The following is a 22,949-nucleotide window of genomic DNA, read 5'->3' as shown; positions in this document are numbered from 1 at the left end:
CTTGGTTATCCCGCGCGAACCCTTCAAAACATTTCCCATCATAGAATGTTTTCTTTTTCGGCGAAATGCATCAAATTTTGGCCGCAAAAATGACGACCGTCTATTTTAGCTGCCTTTGCCGCCTCAATATCAGATAATTTGTCGCCAATAAGCACGCTTCGCTTTCGGTCTATGTTCCACCGGACGACAATATCCTCAATCATCCCTGGAGACGGCTTTCTCCAATAGTGATTGCCCCGATACTTTTCAACGGTGGCGCTTTCGTGAAAAGGACAAAGGCGCTCATCATCGATATAAGCTCCCTCTTTCCGGAGCAACTTCCCGATATGCGCCTTCAAAATGATGTAGTCGAGATCATCGTAATAACCACGTCCTATGCCAGACTGATTTGTTACGACAAATACGCGGTATCCTCGCTCTCTAAAAGAGCTTATAACCTCCGCGGCTCCGGGGATCAGCCGAACGTCCTCCACTTTACTCGGATATCCGGTATCTTCGATGATAACGCCATCACGGTCCAGAAAAAGCCCGGGCACGCTTTGCGTATGAGGCTCCAGCAGTCTATGCATTTCCTCGATGGCGCAGACGATATGGTAAAGAGAGGACGCTGGTGCGGGTTCTTCTACCACATTTCCGTTTTCGTCAAAACGGTCAACCCAGAGGCCAGGCAGAACGTCGCTGAAAAAACGTTTCAGACCAGAGGCTGCGTCGGCGACCTTCGCATAAGCATTCTCTCTATCTTCCGGCGTGATCGCCGTTTCGGCCATCATAAGCCAAGCCTTGATCCGCTCCGTTTGCGGCCATAAACGAAAAGCTCTATCTAACGGATTTAAGCTGAAATCAAGGCCATTTCGAGCCAATGAAAGCGATTCGTCGACACCTTTTTCGCCAATCTCCACCAGTCTGCGAGCCGCAATCAGGGCATCCTTCCGCCCAGCCATTTTACCCCACCTTGTGAGCAGCCAAGCCCACTCGAATTGGTGCCCGGGCTCGACAGGCGCCAGAGAGTTGTCACGCATCACTGACCAGTCGTGATTAAAATACTCACGAAGCGATCCATTTTCATTGGATATAAATGCAGACAGACACAAGTCTCCGATCTCATTTAGACAAGAGAGCCAGCGATCGGAATTCTTAACGAGCGGATTTTCCAGCCAGGTAATAAAAGCCTCAAAAAGATGCATATGCGGATTTGACCGAAGTGGCACGATGGGGGGAATCGCCTCTTCGAAACCCGCGATCGGATGTTTCCACCCGGAGATCATCGCCTCGAGACAACCCAGAGCGTCATCTGCGGCATTCTCTGCGCTTTTGAGAGTCTCAGCGACATAACTCAAGCCAAATAATGCAAAAGCATGATCATAAAGATCAAACGAGGTCTTCTTTGACCCGGTAGCCGCGTCCACAGTCGCAATCAGCGTTCCGTTTGCGTTAAAACAGTGGCGTCGAAGAAAACTCCACCCGTGCTGAACCAAGCCTTCTGCGTCGCCTGACCAGCCCATCTTCTTCGCAGCAGAAAAGCTGTAGATTTGGCGGCAGACGACTCTCGTCCTGCGAGCAGCTTCCACAGCAACTCCGTTTTTGTCGATTTTCTCAAAAAAGCCGCCATTAACATCGTCTCGCCCGAACGAAGACCACAAAGGAAGTGCCGCTTCGAAAAGCCATTTCTTAAGGTCCAGATACTCACTCTGGGCGGAATCAAAACCCGGCTGCACCATTGACGGTTTTCCCTACTTACTGTCCGGCTAAATTAATTGGAAGATGGATAATCTTGCCACCGAAATTTTTTTGGTCGAACGGGCTTCCACCAAAGATAGATGTCCACTTCGAATTAAAGGTTTCTCGCACACTACGTATTGAGTTTACCGATACCTGTCGTCATGCCGTAGATAACTATTAATGTAGTCATGTAGCCCTTCTTCCAGGGACGACTGCGGGCCGTTATAGCCTATCGATGCCACTTTCGACATATTTGCCTCCGTGAAATACTGATATTTTCCACGAATGGCCTCCGGCATTTCAATGAAGTTTATATTGAGTTTCTTGCCTAAAATGTCCCCCATGACGTGGACGATATCTGCGAACGACCTCGCCTTGCCGGATCCGCAGTTGAATATCCCACTCCGGTTTCTATTGTGCAAAAGCCAAAGAATGAAAGACGTGCAGTCTTTAACATAGACAAAGTCGCGACGTTGTTCGCCATGCGCGATGTCAGGCCGATAGGATTTGAATAGGGAGACCTCATTCGTCGTCTGCACAACGTCAAAGAGCTTGCAAGCTACGCTGCGCATGTCATCCTTGTGGTACTCGTTGGGGCCATACACATTAAAGAATTTCAGACCAACCCACTGGGGGGGAGCGTTCTCACCTCGGGCGACACGTTCGACAAAAATATCATCTGTCGTTTTTTTGCTCCAGCCATACGCATTTAACGGTGCCAGGCCCGCTCGAGCGGCGGATGACTCATTATCATCAAATCCATCCTCGATTCCGCCGTAGGTCGCAGCGGAAGATGCGTAAATGAATGGGACACCATGCTCAGCGCACCAATCCCACAACATAACTGAATAGTTAATGTTTAGGTCGATCAGTCTGTCTACGTCAGCTTCAGTCGTGGCCGAGATCGCGCCCATGTGGATCACAGCCTTAACTTCCATCTTTAGGCCGCGAAGATACTCCTGCAACCCCTCAGGAGAAACATAAGCCGCGATGTTCCTCTTCGCTAGGTTGCGCCACTTGTCACCGCGCCCGAACCAGTCAACCACAGCGATTGGTCCCAGACCCGCCGCTTCCAAATCAGCCACAATGTTTGACCCAATAAATCCAGCCGCCCCAGTTACAATATACATCAAACTGCCCTTTCCTGGCTCCGCGCTATTGTCGCCGTCGTGCTTTTCCCCGGTACTATCTCGAACGTCACAACCTTGCCGCCAGCCGCCATGACGACGTCGGCACCGACAATTTTATCAATCGTGTAGTCCGCACCTTTTACCAACACATCAGGACGTATCATTTGGATGAGTTCAAGCGGCGTGTCGTCTTCAAACACCACCACTGCGTCGACAAAAGCAAGGGCGCCCAACAATTCCGCCCTATCAAATTCGGTATTTATCGGCCGCGCCGTTCCCTTGAGGCGCTTTACCGAGCTATCTGAATTCACACCTACGACCAGCCGGTCGCAATTATCTCGTGCATATTGCAAAAGCCTGATATGTCCAACGTGCAGGATATCGAAGCAGCCATTGGTGAAGCCCACTTTCAGATTATCGCTTCGCCAATCTTCTGTTAGCGCTTGAATATCGTTCCAGGCAACAAGTTTATCCGACGGACTTACCTCACCGGATGAAGTATCATGAGACAATGCATCTCGAAGCTCCGCAACAGAGACGGTCGCCGTGCCTTTTTTCCCCACTACAATACCAGCGGCAGCATTTGCGACGCGCGCCGCTTCAGCGCGCGAAATATGTGAACCAAGGCCGACTGCGAGTGCTGCAATCACCGTATCCCCCGCGCCGACAACATCGAAAACCTCTTTCGCGTCTGCGCGGATGTGGAAAGGCTGATGATCCCGCTCAATAAGCGTCATTCCTTTCTCAGCACGCGTAATGAGGACCGCCTCGATGTCAAAGCGAGACAGAATCAGTTCGCCGGCCAATTCCGCTTCCTGGTCGGTATCTGGCCACAGACCCGTCACAGCCTGCGTTTCCTTTTGATTGGGCGTTACAATCGCGGCCCCGGCATACCGAGAGAAATCGGAAGTCTTGGGGTCGATAATAATTGGCTTTCCCTCAGACCGGCAGGCCGCAATAACAGCTTTGACAACCCTCTCGCTTAAGAGCCCTTTGGCATAGTCTGAGAGAATGACAACACTGTGCGAGCTGATCAGTGATGTTGCGGTTGAGATAACTCGATCTTCTTCTTCTGACGAAATTGGAGAGGCGTCTTCAAAATCGACGCGCAACATTTGCTGGCCATGGCCTAAAAAGCGTGTCTTGATGGTTGTCGGACGTTTATCCAGCGTGACAAACTCCGCTGACACATCATGAACGGCATTCAAGAGCTCAAGCAGCTTGCTTCCGTTGCTGTCTCTGCCAATCGCCCCCAGCAGGGTACAACTTGCGCCGAGAGATGATATATTGCGAGCAACATTCGCGGCGCCGCCTGCAAAATACTCTTCTGACCGCGCGCACATGACGGGGACTGGACCTTCTGGCGAAATGCGACCCACATCACCAGAAATAAAGCAATCCAGCATGACGTCACCGATGCAGAGAACTTTAACCTCAGAAAACCTCAAATAGTCCAACATCACCAGCTACTCTTCCTGTCCATTCATTCATATGATCCAGAGAACACATAAACGACAATGCCAAAAAATCGCTCTAAATCGACAGAGCCCCCCCACACCCACACAACGATTCAGGCGAATCGATCTACCTTCTATTCACCAACATTGCGCCCAACATCCGACCCCACACTCAGGTTTCGAGAATATTTCGCAAACTTTTCTCCAGCGAATACATGTGTGCGCGCTCAATTCCCGAGAATAAATCTCAAATATACTCTCCAGAAATGAGCGATAGCGGACCCGAAAATCAGATGCAACATCCCGAAACGACTCCAACCAAAAATAATACGGAAGAACACGTTTAAATTAGTGCAATTTCTACTTAATTAGCATGCTCTTTTTTGTTGCTTCAAGCAGGTCAACTGCAACGTCCTTCCAAGTGCGCATTTGTGGCTTGGATAGTTCGATATTTTTTTTCAATGCTGCATATTCCGCCGGATTTTCAATCAGAGTCTCTAGTTGGGTCGCTAGCTCCTCCGGGCTCTCGGGGTCGAAGTAGCGAGCCCAATCGCCCCCCGCTTCCCTTAAAGCAGGGACATCTGCGGCTAAGGCAGGAGTTCCGCACCATAATGCCTCACTGACGGGAAGCCCCCAACCTTCCATTCGGCTGGGCAGAAGAAGAGCATAGGCTTTTTCGTAAAGCGACCGCAACTCCGCCTGATTCGGGTTGAAGACAAAGTGAAATTTCGTGAACAAAGGGGCAAATTTCTCTTTCTTCAGAAATTTCTCCACCCTCTTCCGGCGCGCCCCTGCCAACACGAGCTCAGGAACAGAAACGCCTCGCCGATGCAGCAAGAGCATAGCCTCGACGACGCACTCCAGATTCTTCCGTCCGTTGTATATGCCGACGCATAGGAGATACGGCTTTTCCGGACCACGTTTCTCGACGGGCTCATTAGTAGGCCGCAATTCATGGCAGAGAGGAACAGCGATAACATTCGGTACGGGGGGCAGCGTCCCAACCTTGGAGAAATGCTTCACTTCAGCGGCCGTGAACTCGGAGTTAGTCAAGATCATTGATGCCGCATTGATCGCGACCTGATTGTCGTAGATAAAGTTTCTAGGGAATGAAAACTGGTTTCGGTGACTGAAATCATGCAAAGGTATCATGTCGTGAAGCAGAGGAATAAAAATAGGCTTCGTGCCGCTTTCTGCGAGAGCCATCAGATAGTCAGACATAATCTTCGGACGCCCTAGCGCAACCAGAATTTGCTCATGTAGATCGACATCTTTGGCGGCCCCCTCAGGAACCGTGGCCCAGCGCTTACGATTACGATATTGAACGATCTTATGCAGCAGCTTGTAAAACGTCTTTTTTACGGCGTTTGTATCATAGATATTCTGGCGAAGACGCAGCGGCGTAGCCGAAGTTGGAAGATTAGGATCAAGTACGCCAGTCGGCGACGCATCACCCACGCGAGGAAAAACTTCGAAAAACCGTCGGTGCAATGGCGAATAAATGACGTATCGAACTGATGCGTCAAGCTTCGTCAGCTCATAAGCCACTTCCATCACCGTGCGAGCGATACCATAATATTTGAACTTCACGCCAGAATTCAAATATAGTTCGGATAGATCAAAAAAAACATCGGGCATTCACTGACCTGCCTGCTTTGAAGTGGCCCGACGACCATCATCGGGGCTGCGAACAAAATTGTTCCTGAACCAGCGAATGGAATAGTGCAACCTCGCCAACGCCAAAACGTGCCAGGCGATAGCCCTCGCAACATTGGGCCGATATAGATTTCCGCCGGTAGGCTTGTCAATCGCGCAGCTACCAAACTGTCGAAGCGGCACGTTCCAATTGATTATTACCCTCAACAGGCTAAGTCCCAGAAAATCGTCAATCAGTTGAGGAGCCAGCGACGCAACTGCTCCGCGATAAAACTTATGGGTTAATTCTCGTGGTTGCCCTCCCCGGTTTGAAAATCCAAGAACGCTGAATGTGAGAGATAATTGGGAAATCCGTATTGAAGCAGCGCTTTGCGGTAGGACCGACGCAGCCCGTTGAATCGATCCAACGCCGGCGTGCAAGGTTTGCTGGACGCTTAAAACGGCGACCTTGCCGTTCTGCTCGATAGGATTTGATGAGGGAGTTTATTCCAATGAAAAAGCTAAACATCATTTTTTCGACAACCCGGCAGTGGAACCCTGGCGATGAATTCATCTTGCAAGGTGTCAGAAATGTGCTGAAAGAACTGGAGGTTGACCACTGTCCTGTCATTTACAACAGAAATCCAGACATCCGTCCCTCGCATCAGGACCGCCAGCTCTTTAGAACATCGAAGCTGCCCAGCGATTTCAACTCTCAGGTCGACTTTGTCGACTTAGAAGCAAACCTCAAACTCGGATTTTTTGACAACTCTCTGAAACCCGACACGAACTGTGAGTTTGTCGACTGGGTCATTATGTCGGGCACTCCGGAGTGGTGTAGCGCGAAAATGACCGATCTCTATTCCTCGATATTACGCTACAATTTGCCGGTTATGATTATCGGCGTTGGCGGCAACTGCGACATTTACCACGAAAGCTATCGCGAGGTAATTTCAAAATCAAAGCTACTGACGGTGAGAGACCATAATACTTTCAAGGCTGTGTCGAACCAAGGTTTTTCTGCCGAGGAAATTCCTTGTCCCGCCTTGCTCAGCGCCGAATTCAACCAAGAGCGCAATATCCAGACGGTAAAGAAAATTGCGTTGATTTACCACGCCACCGCGGCCGATTCAGTTATCTGGAACGGATTCTCGTCTGACGCCTATGAATACACGAACTCACTGTATCGGCGCATGTTATCGCACTATGCAGGTCAATATCAGTTTTCGATCGTATGTCACTATATCGACGAAATTCCGCTGGCTAGGCGCGATTTCCCTGACATGGAAATCGAATATTCATTCGACTCCAACGATTATTACAACATATATTCTCAGTTCGATCTCGTGGTTGGCCCGCGCGTCCACGGCGTGGGTGTCGCTGCATCTCTGGGTGTACCAGGAATAGCGATCTCTCATGATTCGCGCGGATCCACGACGAAGGGCTTCCTCGCAGAGGTATTGTCAGTAGGAACGCCAGAGCCTGAAGCTTTTGCCAAAATCGCCGATATGATCGCCAATATCGCATCTCGCAGCGCAAATCTAAGAAAACATAAAAGGCTGACGATGGATCGATACAAGACTTTGGTTCGCGACGCCTTGAATGATAGGGTGGTTAACTACCAGTCGTCCTGGGATATCAGTAGCCGCCACGCATTCACTATGGAGGAGCTGCGGCCTCTCGCTTCGGCATTGGAGGCAATTAAGCTGGGCGTCGCAACAGAGAAAGAAAGCGATCGAACGGCGGCTCTGGCGCCGGAAATACGTACGCGCCTCATTAATATTGAAAATAAAATAAATTACCTAATGAACCGTCAGCAATAGGCTTGCTACAGAAAAGTACCCCTGATCACGACAACTGGGAGACAAGCCAACACCCACTTAGTTCAGCCGCAGCCCAAGAGTTTGAAGTCACGACACTGCTCTTGGCGGCCCCGCAATGAGCGTTTCAAGGGCATCAAAGCGCAATGTTGACACTTTGGGCCCCTAGGCTTATTGGCGTGATCTGGATGAAGCCATATAGGTTTCTAATTCCGGTGAGCTTTTCTGCGCATTCCGCTCAAGCGCGTGACAAAAAACTATCGGGCGTGGCATGGCAGTGATTGGAAACTGGAAAGCCATTCCGCACAAACAACAAGCGGCTGAATGTGCGATGGAAAATCTGCGTGAGCGTCGACGTCAAATAAGGATGTTTCTGTGATCGGATCGTTTTTGTCGCCAAACGACAAGAAGTTGCTGACGCGACTTTTTAAAGAAAATTTCAAAAAGCACGTTGGTTGGTACTCCGCGGCAATCGTGGCTATGCTGGTAGTTGCCGGCATGACATCTCTTAGTGCATGGATTATGCGCGATATCGTCAACAGTGTTTATTTGAAGCAGGGTTTCGACGTTGTTCTCGAAATTGCATTTGCCGTCGCGGTTATATTTATAGTCAAGGGACTCGCGACCTTTGTGCAGAGCTACTACCTGAGCAAAGCTGGCAACAGCATTGTGGCCGAGCAGCAGCGCAGAATTTACGACCGACTTTTGAAACAAGGGGTCTCCTTTTTTCAGAATTTGCCGTCTTCTGAATTGCTGGTCCGTGTTACCTATAATGCTCAATCAGCTCGTAGCGTCATAGACACAATTGTAACGTCGTTCGTACGCGACCTCTTTTCGCTTCTCGGGTTAATCATTGTAATGTTCGCTCAAAATTTTCTGTTGAGCGCTATTTCGATGATTATTGGACCACTCGCCATTTTTAGCGTGCGCCTCGTTCTGCGCCGCGTGCGCAAGATCATGGAAGCAGAACTCGCTTCACTCGGTGAAATCGTCAACGTGGTCCAGGAAACGAGCATCGGCGTGCGCGTCATCAAGGCGTTCTCCCTGGAGAAGCTTATGCGCCAGCGTATGAATAAGGCGGTCTCAGATGTCGAGCAGCGCGCCAACGGCATTGCGAAGCTCGAAGCAGCGACAAGTCCCATCATGGAAACTTTGTCAGGCCTTGCGATCGCGGTGGTTATCGCCGTCTCTGGATACACAGTCCTTGAGAAAGGCGGCTCGCCAGGTGATCTAATGGCGTTCATCACTGCACTACTTCTCGCTTACGAACCGGCAAAACGTCTGGCTCGCATGCGCGTGCAGATCGAGGGCGGGATGATCGGAGTGCGCATGATGTTCGAAGTGCTGGACGCGCCGCTGACACTCGCAGAAAAAAAGGATGCCATGCCGCTCCCCAAGGCAAGTGGCGATGTCGAGTTCAAGAATGTAAGCTTCGAGTACGTTTCAGGCCAGCCGGTTCTCAGGGATGTCAGCGTCCTCTTCGAAGGAGGTAAAATGACTGCGCTGGTAGGCCCTTCTGGCAGCGGCAAATCTACCATCATCAACCTCATGATGCGCCTTTACGACCCGCAGAACGGCTCCGTTGAAATCAATGGTATGGATCTGCGCGACGTTTCCTTTGCTAGCCTGCGCGAACATGTTTCTTACGTGGGCCAGGAAACCTTCCTGTTCTCTGGCACCATCAGGCACAACATCTCGGTCGGTCGTGACAATGCGACGGAGGAAGAGATCATCGCTGCCGCCAAGGCCGCAAATGCGCATGATTTCATCATGAAGATGCAGGATGGGTACGACACCAAGCTCGGAGAGAACGGCTCCGGGCTGTCCGGTGGCCAGAGACAGCGTGTGGCTATTGCTCGTGCAATGCTGCGAGACGCGGATATTCTGATTCTCGATGAAGCGACGAGCGCGCTGGATTCAGAGTCGGAAGCTCTTGTCCGAGACGCCTTGGAGCGTTTGACGTTTAACAAAACCTCTATCGTCATCGCTCACCGTCTTTCCACCATCAATCGCGCCGACAAGATCGTCGTCATGGACAACGGTGAAGTGGTCGAACAGGGCAGCCGGCGTGAATTGCTGGCCAATGACGGTCTCTACAAGCGCCTCCACAGCATCCAGTTCGAAGCGGACGTCGCGTAATCAAAAAAGGAAATCGAGCGGCAATGCCGCTCGGCTTTACTTCTCTTAATGAAAAGATGATTGGAACGCATTTGCCACGACACGATTTGTGGTTCTCGTGCTTCCCTCATCAAAACGTCACGATCCACCGTTGTTCTGCCCGCCCTTAGCCGTACGAGAATGATGATTGGCCGGCTGCCTCATGTCGTTGAAAAAAGTCGTCACTATTGTAAGCGGCAAGCTGAGGCCGTTCAGGCCTTGTAGCTCCACGGCATAAGGACATCGATTTCGCTACTAGGCCAGCCATTTGCGAGGCGCTCGAGTGTTTGCGTCAGCCAGGCCTGGGGATCGACAGAATTCATCTTTGCAGTCTGCAGCAGCGTCGCGATTGTCGCCCATGTCCTGCCGCCGCCATCGCTGCCGGCGAAGAGGCTGTTCTTTCTCGTAATTGTCTGGGGCCTGATTGCGCGCTCAACTATGTTGTTGTCGAGCTCGATGCGGCCGTCGGTGAGAAAGCGCTCGAAGATGGAGCGACGCGAGGTGGTATAGCGGATCGCCTCGGCCAGCTTCGACTTGCCGGAGATCCGCGGTAGCGTCTTCTGCCAGAGGGCGAAGAGCTCCGTGACAACCGCAGCAGATGTCGCCTGGCGCGCGGCGACACGGGCGTCAGGGCTTTGGCCGCGGGCCGTTTCTTCCACCTGCCAGAGCTTCGCCATCAGTTCCACCGTCTCGGTGGCGATCCTGGAGCTGTCTGAGGCGTGGAGCTCGTAGAACTTGCGCCTGCTATGGGACCAGCAGTAGGCCAGCATCACGCCGTCATTGCCTCCGTCAGATCTGGCAAGCTTGTTATAGGCACCATGTCCGTCAACCTGCAGAATACCGCGATAGCCACTCAGATGCCGGGCGACCCGATCGCCAGCACGGCTATCTTCGAAGCGATAGGCAACCATCGGCGGGCTACTGCCACCAAAGGGTCTGTCATCCCGGGCATAAGCCCATAGCCAGGCCGTCCTGGCCGATCCGGATCCGGGCGCGAGTGTCGGCAACGTTGTCTCGTCAGCGAAGATACGCTCAGCCTTCTTGATCTCGGCGAGGATGTAGTCGGCCAGGATATCAAGTTCAAAGCCGAGCTTGCCCATCCATTGAGCCATCAGCTTCCGGTCAAGCTCGACCTTGTCGCGGGCATAGATTGCCTCCTGCCGATAGAGCGGAAGGCCATCGGCATACTTCGAGACCGCGATCTGGGCGAGAAGCGCTTCCGTCGGAATGCCGCCCTCGATGATGTGCGCGGGTGCGGCTGCCTGAATGACACCGTCTTCATCTTTGAAGGCATACTTCGGTCGGCGGGTGACGATGACGCGGAACTTCGCCGGCACGACGTCCAGTCGCTCCGAGACGTCTTCTCCGATCAGCACCTTCTGTTTGCCGATGTGTTCGGGCAGTTCATCCGGCTCGATCACCACTTCGACCCGCTCCAGATGAGGAGCAAAGCCCTTGCGCGGTCGCGGCGGACGCTTTTCGGTATGGGCGGCACCCTTGTTCACCTTGGCTCGGATCGCCGCGATGCCGGTCTCGATTTCCTCGAAGACAAAGGCCTGCTGCTCATCATCGATGCCTGGAGAGCCGAGCTTTTCCGATCGCCGGCCAAAGCGGGCACGATCGAAGGCTTTCAGGATCTGGGTCAGTCGTTCGATGCGTTCATCAGCATCGGCGTTTCTGGCTTTCAGGTCTGCGACCTCGCTCTCAAGAGCATCGGTGCGCGCGGCCTTCTCGGCCATGGCAAGAACCATGGCTTTCAGGGTATCTACATCATCCGGGAGCTGCAGATCGGGCGGCGTCATGACGTCTACCAGAGCATATTTTGCTCCGGTTTGCCTGCCCTTTCAGGCGGGTGATTCACTTTGCCGCAGGCATTTACCCAACAATCTCCGGCGGCTTCACCGCCACCGAGCGCACCCGTTTCCAGTCCATGCCGTCAACGAGCGCCATGAGCTGGGCATGGTTGAGCTGGACTCGGTTGTGGCCTATCCGCGGCCAGCAGAACTGCGCCTTCTCCAACCGCTTCGAGTAGAGGCAGACCCCGGATCCATCCCACCAGACGATCTTGATCCGGTCGGCCCGTTTGGCCCGGAAGACATAAAGCGAGCCGTTGAACGGATCACTGCCAGCATCGCGCACCAGCGACAGCAGGCTGTCCGGCCCTTTGCGGAAGTCGATGGGATGGCTGGCGAGGAAGACCTTTACACCTGCGGGGATCATGCTGAGCGAACCGCTCGGATGACACGCTGCAGATGCACTTCTTCGACATGCCGGCCGGCCCGCACGACGATACCGTCAATGACGATTTCGACGACGGGGTCGGGGTCAGGTGCGACGCTCTGCGGATCAACTGCCGCTGGTGCTTGTCCAGGCTCATCACTGCCCAACAATTCTCTACGCCAGCGGTAGAGTTGAGACGGCAAGATCCCGATCTGCCGCGCCACTGCCGACATGTTCACACCGGGCTGACAAGCCTGCTCAACCGCTGTGGCCTTGAATTCGTCGGACCAGAACCGCCGCAACTGTCGCGGCGACCCGTCAAGGCGATCGGGCACCGCCTCGATCATTCGCATCAACCCAAGGCTAGCCGCAGGTCTAGACATAGATCCTCACATTCAGAGAACTCCTACGCCCGAAATACCCTACTCAGCATCAGCCGCGCCAGATGGGGTTTCCTTGCCGCTTACTCACTATTCCGCAGCGATGCTCAAGAATCGCCCTCCGCGAAATCGGACACCAACTGGGCATTGATGGCCTTGGCAGACTGCGTCAACTCGTGACAGCATCTCGCGCATGAGATCATCAGGAGACATGAGCGGAATGACGGCGATCGGAAAACTGGCGGAGAACTTTGCAGAGGCAAGCCGAGAGGGCGCGAGAATTCCTCTGGCGGAGCTTGAAGCGGAGGGACTCGTTCCCGGCAGCCTTTCAGAGGCCATGGCGGTTCAGCGGGCTTTTGCTGGAAACTGGGCGACGCCGGTCGCCGGCTGGAAATTGGGGATCCGGCGGGATGGTGATGCTGTTGGGGCGCCGATTTTCGATTGTGTCAGGGTCGACGACGCCAATCTCGCTTGTTTTCCTCAAGATGGCACCGAAGGTGTCGAAGTCGAGATTTGCTTCACGCTTTCCGCCGACATCCCTGCTTCAACCGCTGGGCGGATGACAAGGGCCGATCTGACGGCATTTATCGACAAGGTTCACCTTGGCGCCGAACTTCTTCGCTACAGGCTGGTGGAGAAAAACCAGGTTCCGTTTCCGCTCTTTCTGGCGGATCGCCTTGCCAACCACGGCTTCGTCATCGGCCCGGAACTGGACGAAGGCATCGTGGAGGTCTTTACCGGGAACGGCGAGAACCTGCCGCACCTAACCGTTAGCGAGGGACCGGTGTCGATGTTCGACGCCAAGGGAAAGCATCCGAATGGCGATCCGCTTGCGCCGCTTGTCGCCTTCGCCAATTCGGCATTCAACACCGGCGACATGCTGAAGGCTGGCAATGTCGTGACGACGGGTAGCCTTTGCGGTGCGATACCAAGCACACTTGCTGGCGAGACGCGTATAAGGCTGGAATCGGCTGGTGCTTTCACACTCTCAGGGCCGAAACGATAGCCTTCGCTCCTCAGGCTGCTACCGTTTTCCGGCAGTCCGAGGCCTTAATTCCACTCACGCCTTTTGTGGCACGCGGAACGTCACTTCACCCGCCCATACTCGCCGAGAAAATCGAGCAGCGCCCGAATACGTGCCGGAAGCGGTCCCCGTTGGCCGACATAGACGGCATGAAACATCTCCGTTTCACCCGTATCGAGATGATCGAGGACCGGTATCAGACGGCCGGCGGCGATATCCTCCCGCACGGTAAAAGCCGCAAGGCGAACCAGACCGACGCCGGCAAGGGCAAGACGGCGAAGCCCCTCGCCATCGCTCACCTGCACGCGTCCCGTGGCCGGAATGACGACGGTCTTTCCGTCGTTCCGTAACGGCCAGCCGTCGACGGACCGGGTGTAGCCAAAACCGAGGCGGTTGTGATCTTCGAGATCGGTTATTGTCTGCGGCGTGCCATAACGCTCCAGATAATCAGGAGAGGCCGCGATGATCATTCTCGTCTCACCGAGCTTGCGGGCGACAAGCGTTGAGCTTTTCAGTGGTCCCGCGCGCACGGCCACATCCGTGCGTTCCGCAAGCAGGTCGATCACCAGATCCGTCTGGACGATATCAAGCGTAATGCCTGGATGGAGCGCCAGAAACCGTGGCAGGATGGGTGCAAGAATATGCGCTGCATAGGATGCGCTGGTGTTGATCCGCACGCGGCCGAGAGGCCGTTCACCTTCCCCGGCGGCGCGTTCGGCCTCTTCAAGATCGGCGAGGATACGGGTGGCCCGCTCATAAAAGGCGCAGCCCTCGGGGGTGATCTGAAGCTGACGGGTGGAACGGTTGAGCAGGCGCGCACCAAGGCGGCTTTCCAGCCGTGCGATCAGCTTGCTCACGGCGGAAGGCGTCATGCTAGCCGCAGCCGCCGCGCGGGAAAAACCACCAAGCTCAACGACCCGTACGAAGATCTCCATCTCCCCTGCCCGGTTGATCTCCAATCGCGCCATGATGACTTCATCTCACAAGTGATAATAGTTTCGGCATTCTATTTCATTGAACTGCAGGCGTCTATCTTACGACAGCGATTGCAACACACCACAGTCTTCATCTGTCAGATCACGAATGGACGGGCAGAAGGCCACGCCGCTACGCGCCGCCCACGACCATTTCGAAACAACAAAGGAAAAGTCTCATGGAATATCGCCAGCTTGGCAAATCCGGTCTGAAAGTGCCGGTCTTGAGTCTCGGCACCGGAACCTTCGGAGGCTCCGGCCCGCTGTTCAGCAACTGGGGCAACTCAGATGCCGCAGAAGCCCGACGCCTGATCGATGTTTGCATGGAGGCAGGCGTCAACCTGTTCGATACCGCCGATGTCTATTCCAATGGAGCATCGGAGGAAGTGCTCGGCGAAGCCGTCAAGGGAAGGCGCGACAGAGTCCTGATCTCTACGAAGACCAGCCTGCCGATGGGTGACGGGCCGAACGAGGCCGGGTCGTCCCGCTTCCGGCTGCTGCGCGCGGTGGATGACGCCCTGCGCCGCCTAAAGACCGACTATATCGACATCCTCCAGCTCCATGCCTACGATGCCTTAACGCCGGTTGAGGAAGTGCTGTCGACGCTCGATACGCTCGTCCGGTCGGGCAAGGTGCGATATACCGGTGTCTCGAATTTTTCCGGCTGGCAGATCATGAAGTCGCTCGCGGTCGCCGATCGATATGGCTGGCCGCGTTATGTGGTCAACCAGGTCTATTATTCCCTCATTGGCCGGGATTACGAGTGGGATCTGATGCCGCTCGGGGCGGATCAGGGTCTTGGCGCAATGGTCTGGAGCCCGCTTGGCTGGGGACGGCTGACCGGAAAAATCCGCCGCGGCACGCCGCTGCCTGACGGTAGCCGCCTGCATGAGACCGCCAGCTTCGGCCCGCCGGTGGATGATGAACATCTCTACCGCGTGATCGATGCGCTCGACGCTGTCGCACAAGAAACCGGCAGGACGGTGCCGCAGGTCGCCCTCAACTGGCTGCTCAGACGCCCGACTGTTTCCACGGTCATCATCGGCGCGCGCAATGAGGAACAGCTTCGCCAGAACCTCGATGCCGTGGGATGGGAACTGACGTCCGCGCAGGTAGCGACGTTGGACGAGGCCAGCGAGACGACTGCTCCCTATCCACATTTCCCGTATCAGCGCCAGGAGGGCTTTGCCCGGCTAAATCCGCCTGCCGTAGCACGTCAGACTATGCCGTTCTAAGGCAGGGCCAGGCCGCCCGAACGACGGGCGGCCTGACAAATGCGGAGCTTCAGGCGGCTTTCTTGGCGGAGCCTGCGTCCACCCGACCCGAAAACCAGTTCGCCAGGATTGCGCCGGATATATTGTGCCAGACGCTGAAAATAGCACTCGGAACGGCGGCGAGAGGCGAAAAATAGGCCGTGGCAAGTGCTGCGCCAAGGCCCGAATTCTGCATGCCGACCTCTATCGCAATGGCCTTGCGCTTCGCAAGCGACAGGCCCGTTGCCTTTGCCGCGAGGTAGCCGAGGAGATAGCCAAGGCCGTTGTGCAGCACGACGACGGCAAAAATCATCAGGCCGGACTGCGCGATGGACGCCTTCGATCCTCCCACCACCGCCGCGACGATGAGGACGATGCCAATGACGCTGACGAGTGGCAACGCCGGTACGGCGGTTTTGACAAGGCCGGGCAGCAGCTTTTGCAGGGCGGCACCCAGCGCCAGCGGAACCAGAACGACCTTGACGATGCTGAGGAACATGGCCCAGCCGTCAACCGGCAGGAACTGGCTCGCGAACAGCCAAACGAGGAACGGCGTCACCAGCGGCGCGGCAAGCGTGGTGACCGAGGTGCAGGCAACGGACAAGGCGACATCGCCCTTGGAGAGATAAGTCATGACGTTGGAGGACGTGCCGCCCGGGCAGCAGCCGACCAGAATGACGCCCGCCGCGACTTCCGGCGGCATGGGAATGATCCGGGTGAGCAGAACTGCGAGCAGCGGCATGATGAGAAACTGGCCGAGCACACCGATCGTCACATCGAACGGCCTTTTGGCAACCTCTCTGAAATCATCAACCGAAAGGGTGAGGCCCATGCCGAACATGATGATTGACAGAAGCGTGACGATCCAGGGCGCGATTTGCTTGAAAGTGTCAGGAAAGAAAAAGCCGAGTACGGCAAATAGGATTACCCAGATGGCAAAGGTCTTGCCCACGAAAGCCGAAACGGCTGCCAGCATCTTCATGTCTATACTCCCAATATGATCATGGACTCCGTCTAGTCTCCTATGGTGCCCTGTCAAGGTCATTACTCCGTTGCCCGACCTCGCGGTCGAAAACGATCCCTCAGCCGTGGTCCCACCGTCGCCGCAAGGCTGAAATTCGACGATGGCTCATCTATCCGCTTCCCGTTGCGCCGAAGAGAACCCGAAGGCCGCGCATACAGGGACTTGATGGGTCGGCGAATTGCCTTTTTACCGCAATTACAGTCAGACTCGATCGAACATCTCCCTGAACTCCGGATCGGCGAAGTAGGCAAGTTTTTGCGCAAAAACCGGTCGTTGCCCGGCCAGGAACAGCACTTGTCCATTTGCGGGCAGGTTGCGCACCTCGTCCGGGGTGAGTAACGGCCGGCCGGTATGCTGCTGGCTGTAGGATATGCCGGTCTTATCGGAATCGAGCGCTCTCGCCATCGTCTGGAACACGACCGTCTCCTGCCCGAGCAAATCAGAGATGAGGCGGGCGCTGTCATGATCGTTGACGCCAAAAACCTGCAGCACGCCGGCGTTTGACAGAAAAAGTTCCGGCGCGGTGACCGTATGTAGCACGCAGTTGATGGATGTCCTGCAGAATGGGCCAAAGCTGGACACCATAACCCGCCATTAGACCCATTGCGCGTTCGACTGGTGCCAAATGCCCAAGCGATGCGAACTCATCGAGCAGATAAAGAACGGGTGTCACCGGCTTTGCCGGATCGCGGGCCATTTCGAGCAGGCTTTGCGAGACAAGCAGGCGCAGCCAGCGCGAATAGGTCGAGAGGCGGTCAGGCGGAAGAACGAGGAACACCGTCACATTGCTGTGCTTGAGATCGGCAAACCGGAAATCAGAGCGGCTGAGCACGGCCGTCATGCGCGGTGAATCAAGAAAATGCGTATGGCGTTGGGCGGCCGACAGAACGCCTGCGGCTTAGCGGTCGGATTTTCCGAGGTGGCGGTTTGCGGCGCGGGCGACAAGACCACTCGCCGCATCGCTGTCCTGCATCCGCTTGAGCAGCGCTGCAAACTGTTCCGGAGCAAGGGTGAGGTACTCGCGAAGTGTTGCGAGGTGCCTGCATCGCAAAGGCTCCGTCGAAACGATGTGGAGCAGCAATCCGGCAATCAGCGCTTTTGCCTCCTCGTTCCAATGCGCCTCCCCCGCCATTCCAGGTTCATCGAACACGAGAGCGTCGGCAAGCGCACTGGCGTCTTCCGCGACATCAAGGCTGTGGGGATCAAGCATGGCCAGGGGATTGAAGGCTGCCGAGGGTTTGTCGGTGACCCCGAAAGGATCGAGCACATGAACGGGGCCGAATTTTTGACGAGCACTGCCGGTGATTCTTGCATTCTCACCTTTTGGATCGACGCAGATCAACGAACGGTCGGCGGTCAGCAGGTTCGGGATGATCGTGCCGACACCCTTGCCGGTACGCGTCGGCGCCATGGTGAGGAGATGGGCCGGGCCGTCATAGCGCAGGGGCTTGGCCGTTTTCGTATCACGACCGATCAGGAGGCCGGAGCCTGATGAGGTGAGAGCGGCTATCTCCTTGTCTGTCGCAAAGCGGGCAGAGCCATGGGTCTCATCATCATCATCCCCGAAATGCAAAATCAGTGGAGTGGTGACGAACCAGAAGGTGATAACGGCAAGCGCCAGCAGGGTTAAGAAACCTGGGATGATGTAGACAGGGCGAGCCCCGCTCGAAACCCACTTGCTCGAGGAAATGACCGCCACCCATGCCGATCACAAAGGTGACGATGAACAGGATGAACATAAATCCAAGCAGCGGTTTCCAGATCCGGAAGGGCATGGCAATCAAAGCCAGAAATGCCCAGAGCGGATCACGCGCGGCGGCGCGCATCATGTTTTTGAATGCGTCCCTGGCAAGTCGTATTCGGTTCATGGAGCGCCCTGCCCGCTACCATCATTCTCTTCCGTGCCCGGCAGTCCTTGTTCGACCAGATCGGCAAACAGCGCCTTGTCACTGTCGCGTGTCAAAAAACCCGGCAGTTCGCGACGCAGCCATTCACCGAGTTGATTGCTGAACTCTTGATCATCAGAGGTCTCCAGGTGATGCAGAACGAGCGAGCCGATCAGGACCTTTCGGCGCATATCGTTGTTGCGCTCGGTTTTCGAGAGCCGGGCCTTGAGGGCAGACCGTTGCGCCTCCAGTTCAGCCAGGCGCTGTTTTATGGTTTTCCTTGCCACGATTATTCCTTTCGATTGCGGTCGCACCGGAACCGCCGCTGTTGACCACGGCTTTGCTCCTGGAAGACAGACCAGTTTCTACGGGGAGATCGACATAGCGATTGAGAGGAGGTTAGCCCCTGTGGTTGATCACGCTGCGATGGCTGCTACCTGAGATCAGGATTATTCTGCCACCGGTGAAGCTCAGTCGCTGGAACTTGCCGCTTGTCCCGCGGCCTGTTTGAGCTTTTCGATGTGCTCGCGGCAGAGCGTCTCAACCAGCCTATGGAGTTCCGCGGTCCGCTCCTGAAGCCATGTGAGCGCCTCTTCGGAAACCTCGAAACGCTTCGAATAGCGTGCCTTGACGTAGGCCTCATTCAGGATGTTGTACCACGTGGTAAATCGCTGACGGTCGCGCGGCCAGATGTCGATCAAACGGTGATCACGCCCCTCGGAAAGTCCACGCAGGAATTTGAGGTTGTGCGAAGCAGGCGAGTAATTTGTCAGTGTCAGCAGGTAGCAGTTATAGGCGCTTTCCACTGCCTGATGGAGTTGGAAGGCAGCTATGTTGGCATTGTTATCCTGCAGGGCATGGCCAGCCAACTTAATGAAAGTTTTTGCATCAGGAAAATGCCTGCTGAAATGCTCCTCGGCCACCCTGAGTGCATCGGAAGGGCTGAGCGGTTTCGCCTCAGCCAGCGGTCTGTCGTCGAATTCGTAAAGAACAACACCTTCGCGGGCGAGGTCGACGAAGAAGTACTGGCCATCATGCAAAAAATTGCTGATCTCGCGCGCGCCATGCACGATGAGGCCAACAGGTGTCTCGATCTCCTTATCCCACATCAGCCGGTCTGTCGCCTTGTCCCAGTATTTGGGATCGGCCAGTTCCTTGTTACTGACGATGACGAGAATGTCGAAATCCGAGCGATAGCCTTTCGACGTATGCGGTTCGTCAACCCAGTTTCCACGCGCGTAAGAACCGAACAGGATGATTTTGAAGATCCGTCCATCCTTCTTCGCGTCAGACTTCGAGCGCTCGACCAGATCAGCAAACTCTTCCTGGATAATCCCGACAACGCGCGCGAGCTCGCGTTGCTTTCGTTCCGGCAAATGTTCAAGGCTGGTCTTCATGTCTGCTCCGCTTCTGGACGGTATCCTGTATGGTCCATTGTAAACTTCTTTGAAACTCCGATTTTTGGCAGCCGCTAATCGAGTGCCTGTCTTACCGGACTATCCACATGCGCATTGCCCCTTGTCCTTCGTGCGATCAACCGGCGCCTATCGCCATACCCTGATGCGTTTTGTCTCCCTATTCAAACACGAGCAATTGTCACTTGGCGACTACTACTTTTAGTAGTCGAAATCGCCGTTCGTTGTTGCTAGCCTCGCCACCGGTAAACAGACAAGGGCGCACTTACGACTTGCACCGCATTGGAGCGCTGAATTTCCCCGTTTGCGGATCGGAGATTTCGTTTGGCGATTTATCATCTCAGCACCAAACCTGTCTCGCGCTCATCCGGCCGAAGCGCCGTGGCATCCGCCGCCTATCGTTGCGCGGTTCTTCTCACCAATCACCGCGATGGCCTTGTCCATGACTTCACCCGCAAAGAGGGCGTGGAGCATAAGGAGATTGTGCTGCCGGACGGTCTTTCTGCCGATTGGGCTCTGGATCGCTCTGCCTTGTGGAATGCTGCCGAGTTTGCAGAAAAGCGAAAAGACGCCCGCGTCGCCCGCGAATTCGAAATCGCGCTTCCGCATGAGCTTTCGCCCGAAGGGCGACTAAAAGCTGCACGCGCCTTTGCCCGGGATCTGGCAAACCGCTATGGCGCAGCCGTGGATTTTGCCATCCATTCGCCAAGCGAGCATGGTGACATCAGGAACCATCACGCGCATGTGCTGATGACGACGCGACAGGTTCGCAGAACCCGCCTTGGCGAGAAGACTTATCTGGGGCACAAGAACGCACGGCTGCTGGCAAATGGCATGGCGACAACCGACATGCAGCTTCGCGATATCAGGCAGGCGTGGGAAGGCATCGCCAACCGTCAGCTTCAACGCGAAGGCCTGGATGTTCGCATCGATCATCGCTCGCATGTGGAGCGCGGTCTTGAGTTGTCGCCGACCGAACATATGGGCGTGCATGCCTCGCAGATGCGCCAGCAGGGAATGGCCGTCGAGCGTGGCCGGCTCGATGGTCGAAGCGGCGACAGTGTCAGCATTCTGACGGACCGCTACCAGGCGATCGACCACGGCTATGCAACGACGATCCATAAAAACCAGGGCGCGACGGTCGATCGCTCTTTTGTGCTGGCGTCCGGCACCATGGACCGGCATCTGACCTATGTCGCCATGACAAGGCATCGCGACAGCGTGCAGCTCTATGCAGACATCACGGAGTTCAGTAATGCGGGCCGGCTGGTTGATCACGGCGTAGCGCCCTACGAGCATAATCCGCAATCACGCGACTGCTATTTTGTGACGCTGGAGAATGACAAGGGCGAGCGCCGCACGGTGTGGGGCGTCGATCTCAAGCGGGCCATGCGAGATGCATCGCCAGAGATCGGAGACAGGATTGGACTGCAGCATGAAGGCGCCACGCCTGTCACGCTTCCGGACGGCACAAAGGCCGAGCGAAATGCATGGCGTGTCATCAAGGGTGACGAACTGGCCTACCAGAAACTGGCAGGCCGCCTGTCGCGTTCCGGCGCGAAGGAAACGACGCTGGATTACATCAGCGACTTTGCCGAGCGGCGCGGGATCGCAAGCGACCAATGCATCGCAGGCGACCAAGGGATCGCGGAGCAGCTCGGGCTCAAAAGCGAGATCGAACTTGCTTCCGACCGGAATGAGCGTCAAGAGGTCATGTCCCGCGCGGCCCATCTGCAACGGGAACAGCAGGGCCGGCCATCGGAACGTCAGCGGGTTTACGAGGAACCTGCCGGCGATCTGGCCGGCCCTGTTCGTCGCGAAGATCCTCGCAATCAGTTCGCCGGAAATATCGATGACGGACGGCGCGACGACCGGACAGAGGACAACAAAGGATATCGCCGCATCCGGTGGTCCGATCTCATGTCGCAAGACGGCGCCGCCCCTGCCCCCACAGAAGCTGCCGGCCAGCAATCGTTGCTGGAAACCGGTAAGCAAGCTCCGCTGGTACCAGCAATCACCCGTTACGAAAGCAGCATCGAAGAGGTGGCGCAGATGAGGGCAATGTCCGTCATCGATCAGCAATTCGATACAGTCGAATCTCTGGTGCGGCGCGTGTTCCGTGATCCGGCCGAGGTCTCAGCGAGACTGCGCACCGCGATGACCGAGAAGGAAGGCAACGGCAATATCATGGCGAAGGCCATGGCAGAGCAGCCAGAACGCTTCGGGGAGCTACGCGGCAAATCGGGTCTGTTCGGGAACAACAAGGGGCGGAAAGAGGCGCTGCAATATGCCAGGTCTCTCTCTGCCCATATCGGGTATGTCTCCGAGGCATGGGAGCGCCGGCTTGGCGAAGAGCGTCAGAGCGAACAATGGCAACGCGAGCAACGTGATGTCATCGAAGTGCCTGGCCTCACGCCGCGCAGCGCCGAAATCCTTGCGAAGATGGAGAAGATGCCGGTCGAGAGGCGAAGCAAGTTCATCAAAGAGCTGCGATCGTTACCTGGGGGCCGAGCCGCGCTCGACGAGGCCAAGCTGGTCGCTGATGCGCTCGCGCGGCGGTTTGGTAGTTGCGATCCTCGCAGGTTCGCCGAGGAGTTTGAGGCACGCCCGGAGCTCGCAAAGCAGGCCGAGCAGATCAAGGCAATCGCCGGCCTGGTGCATCGTGCACGCCATGCAGAACTCAGCCATGACCACGCGCTGAAACAGCAACTGGCCCGGTCTCCGGGGCTTGGACTGAGCCGATAGTGTGCGCTGGCAACAACACTGGCGTCAGCTTTGATAATCCTCAAATTACCAGAACATGAAGCGAGCCAGCTTTTCGCCGATTCCGCGCCATGTTTCACCGGTTGTGGCTG

16 protein-coding genes and 1 pseudogene are annotated in these 22,949 nt (G+C 55.5%); 5 read left to right on the top strand and 12 right to left on the bottom strand.

Annotated features, from left to right (window positions below; translation table 11 throughout):
• Positions 1-38 precede the first annotated feature (38 nt).
• The 4 genes from QE453_RS08065 to QE453_RS08050 all read right to left on the bottom strand — a co-directional run bounded on the left by QE453_RS08065 (position 39) and on the right by QE453_RS08050 (position 5,944).
• Positions 39-1,718 (bottom strand): HAD-IIIA family hydrolase, encoded by a 1,680-nt coding sequence (locus QE453_RS08065; RefSeq protein ID WP_135897194.1) that lies wholly within the window; start codon positions 1,716-1,718, stop codon positions 39-41.
• A 144-nt stretch (positions 1,719-1,862) separates the two neighbouring features.
• A complete protein-coding gene (gene rfaD, locus QE453_RS08060) occupies positions 1,863-2,849 on the bottom strand; it encodes an ADP-glyceromanno-heptose 6-epimerase (RefSeq protein ID WP_135856289.1) in 987 nt (328 codons plus the stop codon).
• Entirely contained in the window at positions 2,849-4,309 is a 1,461-nt protein-coding gene (gene rfaE1 / locus QE453_RS08055; protein ID WP_135856291.1) for a D-glycero-beta-D-manno-heptose-7-phosphate kinase, read from the bottom strand. Before rfaE1 ends, rfaD begins: the two co-directional genes overlap by 1 nt.
• A gap of 357 nt (positions 4,310-4,666) precedes the next feature.
• On the bottom strand, positions 4,667-5,944 hold the full coding sequence (locus QE453_RS08050; protein WP_135856293.1) for a glycosyltransferase family 1 protein: 1,278 nt from the start codon (positions 5,942-5,944) through the stop codon (positions 4,667-4,669).
• Positions 5,945-6,453: 509 nt separating this feature from the next.
• Between QE453_RS08050 and QE453_RS08045 the strand changes: the two genes are divergently transcribed.
• Positions 6,454-7,764 carry a polysaccharide pyruvyl transferase family protein gene (locus tag QE453_RS08045; protein WP_168247104.1) on the top strand — a complete coding sequence of 437 codons (1,311 nt, stop codon included), beginning with the start codon at positions 6,454-6,456 and terminating at the stop codon, positions 7,762-7,764.
• Between the two features lie 372 nt (positions 7,765-8,136).
• On the top strand, positions 8,137-9,900 hold the full coding sequence (locus QE453_RS08040) for an ABC transporter ATP-binding protein (RefSeq protein WP_135856298.1): 1,764 nt from the start codon (positions 8,137-8,139) through the stop codon (positions 9,898-9,900).
• Positions 9,901-10,130: 230 nt separating this feature from the next.
• Here the strand turns inward: QE453_RS08040 and tnpC are convergent, their stop codons facing one another.
• The 3 genes from tnpC to QE453_RS08025 all read right to left on the bottom strand — a co-directional run bounded on the left by tnpC (position 10,131) and on the right by QE453_RS08025 (position 12,521).
• Positions 10,131-11,720, bottom strand: coding sequence for an IS66 family transposase (gene tnpC, locus QE453_RS08035; protein ID WP_309776119.1), 1,590 nt, complete (start codon positions 11,718-11,720; stop codon positions 10,131-10,133).
• 73 nt (positions 11,721-11,793) lie between these two features.
• Positions 11,794-12,138 carry an IS66 family insertion sequence element accessory protein TnpB gene (tnpB, locus tag QE453_RS08030; protein WP_309776121.1) on the bottom strand — a complete coding sequence of 115 codons (345 nt, stop codon included), beginning with the start codon at positions 12,136-12,138 and terminating at the stop codon, positions 11,794-11,796.
• A complete protein-coding gene (locus tag QE453_RS08025; RefSeq protein ID WP_309776123.1) occupies positions 12,135-12,521 on the bottom strand; it encodes a transposase in 387 nt (128 codons plus the stop codon). The genes tnpB and QE453_RS08025 overlap by 4 nt, the downstream gene beginning before the upstream one ends.
• 217 nt (positions 12,522-12,738) lie before the next feature.
• Here QE453_RS08025 and QE453_RS08020 point away from each other — a divergent pair, with 217 nt between their 5' ends.
• Entirely contained in the window at positions 12,739-13,524 is a 786-nt protein-coding gene (locus QE453_RS08020) for a 2-keto-4-pentenoate hydratase (RefSeq protein WP_309776696.1), read from the top strand.
• Positions 13,525-13,604: 80 nt separating this feature from the next.
• Here QE453_RS08020 and QE453_RS08015 read toward each other — a convergent pair whose 3' ends face one another.
• Positions 13,605-14,510, bottom strand: a complete 906-nt coding sequence (locus tag QE453_RS08015; RefSeq protein WP_135856302.1) for a LysR family transcriptional regulator — start codon at positions 14,508-14,510, stop codon at positions 13,605-13,607.
• 185 nt (positions 14,511-14,695) lie between these two features.
• Between QE453_RS08015 and QE453_RS08010 the strand changes: the two genes are divergently transcribed.
• Positions 14,696-15,751 carry an aldo/keto reductase gene (locus tag QE453_RS08010; protein ID WP_135856305.1) on the top strand — a complete coding sequence of 352 codons (1,056 nt, stop codon included), beginning with the start codon at positions 14,696-14,698 and terminating at the stop codon, positions 15,749-15,751.
• A gap of 49 nt (positions 15,752-15,800) precedes the next feature.
• Here the strand turns inward: QE453_RS08010 and QE453_RS08005 are convergent, their stop codons facing one another.
• From QE453_RS08005 to QE453_RS07990, 4 genes and pseudogenes are all read right to left on the bottom strand, one after another.
• The gene (locus tag QE453_RS08005) at positions 15,801-16,751 is read right to left on the bottom strand and encodes a bile acid:sodium symporter family protein (RefSeq protein ID WP_135856307.1); all 951 of its coding nucleotides are present in this window, start codon (positions 16,749-16,751) and stop codon (positions 15,801-15,803) included.
• Between the two features lie 243 nt (positions 16,752-16,994).
• Positions 16,995-18,661: pseudogene (locus QE453_RS08000) on the bottom strand (type IV secretory system conjugative DNA transfer family protein).
• Positions 18,658-18,966, bottom strand: a complete 309-nt coding sequence (locus QE453_RS07995) for a mobilization protein (RefSeq protein WP_135856309.1) — start codon at positions 18,964-18,966, stop codon at positions 18,658-18,660. The pseudogene QE453_RS08000 and the gene QE453_RS07995 overlap by 4 nt, the downstream one beginning before the upstream one ends.
• 183 nt (positions 18,967-19,149) lie before the next feature.
• Positions 19,150-20,076 carry a nucleotidyltransferase and HEPN domain-containing protein gene (locus QE453_RS07990; protein ID WP_135856311.1) on the bottom strand — a complete coding sequence of 309 codons (927 nt, stop codon included), beginning with the start codon at positions 20,074-20,076 and terminating at the stop codon, positions 19,150-19,152.
• Between the two features lie 342 nt (positions 20,077-20,418).
• On the opposite strand from QE453_RS07990, the gene mobQ reads away from it, so the two are divergent.
• The gene (mobQ, locus tag QE453_RS07985) at positions 20,419-22,839 is read left to right on the top strand and encodes a MobQ family relaxase (protein ID WP_309776693.1); all 2,421 of its coding nucleotides are present in this window, start codon (positions 20,419-20,421) and stop codon (positions 22,837-22,839) included.
• Positions 22,840-22,949: the final 110 nt, after the last annotated feature.

This window comes from Agrobacterium sp. SORGH_AS_0440, assembly GCF_031453135.1.
Taxonomy (GTDB): domain Bacteria; phylum Pseudomonadota; class Alphaproteobacteria; order Rhizobiales; family Rhizobiaceae; genus Agrobacterium; species Agrobacterium pusense.
This window is presented reverse-complemented; position numbering and strand designations above follow the sequence as displayed.

Coding starts and splice junctions, on each gene's coding strand:
- tnpC (WP_309776119.1), bottom strand. CDS start 11,720: ATGACGCCGCCCGATCTGCAGCTCCCGGATGATGTAGATACCCTGAAA.
- QE453_RS08005 (WP_135856307.1), bottom strand. CDS start 16,751: ATGAAGATGCTGGCAGCCGTTTCGGCTTTCGTGGGCAAGACCTTTGCC.
- QE453_RS07990 (WP_135856311.1), bottom strand. CDS start 20,076: ATGAAGACCAGCCTTGAACATTTGCCGGAACGAAAGCAACGCGAGCTC.
- QE453_RS08025 (WP_309776123.1), bottom strand. CDS start 12,521: ATGTCTAGACCTGCGGCTAGCCTTGGGTTGATGCGAATGATCGAGGCG.
- rfaD (WP_135856289.1), bottom strand. CDS start 2,849: ATGTATATTGTAACTGGGGCGGCTGGATTTATTGGGTCAAACATTGTG.
- QE453_RS08045 (WP_168247104.1), top strand. CDS start 6,454: ATGAAAAAGCTAAACATCATTTTTTCGACAACCCGGCAGTGGAACCCT.
- QE453_RS08050 (WP_135856293.1), bottom strand. CDS start 5,944: ATGCCCGATGTTTTTTTTGATCTATCCGAACTATATTTGAATTCTGGC.
- QE453_RS08065 (WP_135897194.1), bottom strand. CDS start 1,718: ATGGTGCAGCCGGGTTTTGATTCCGCCCAGAGTGAGTATCTGGACCTT.
- QE453_RS08015 (WP_135856302.1), bottom strand. CDS start 14,510: ATGGCGCGATTGGAGATCAACCGGGCAGGGGAGATGGAGATCTTCGTA.
- QE453_RS08010 (WP_135856305.1), top strand. CDS start 14,696: ATGGAATATCGCCAGCTTGGCAAATCCGGTCTGAAAGTGCCGGTCTTG.
- rfaE1 (WP_135856291.1), bottom strand. CDS start 4,309: ATGTTGGACTATTTGAGGTTTTCTGAGGTTAAAGTTCTCTGCATCGGT.
- tnpB (WP_309776121.1), bottom strand. CDS start 12,138: ATGATCCCCGCAGGTGTAAAGGTCTTCCTCGCCAGCCATCCCATCGAC.
- QE453_RS08020 (WP_309776696.1), top strand. CDS start 12,739: ATGACGGCGATCGGAAAACTGGCGGAGAACTTTGCAGAGGCAAGCCGA.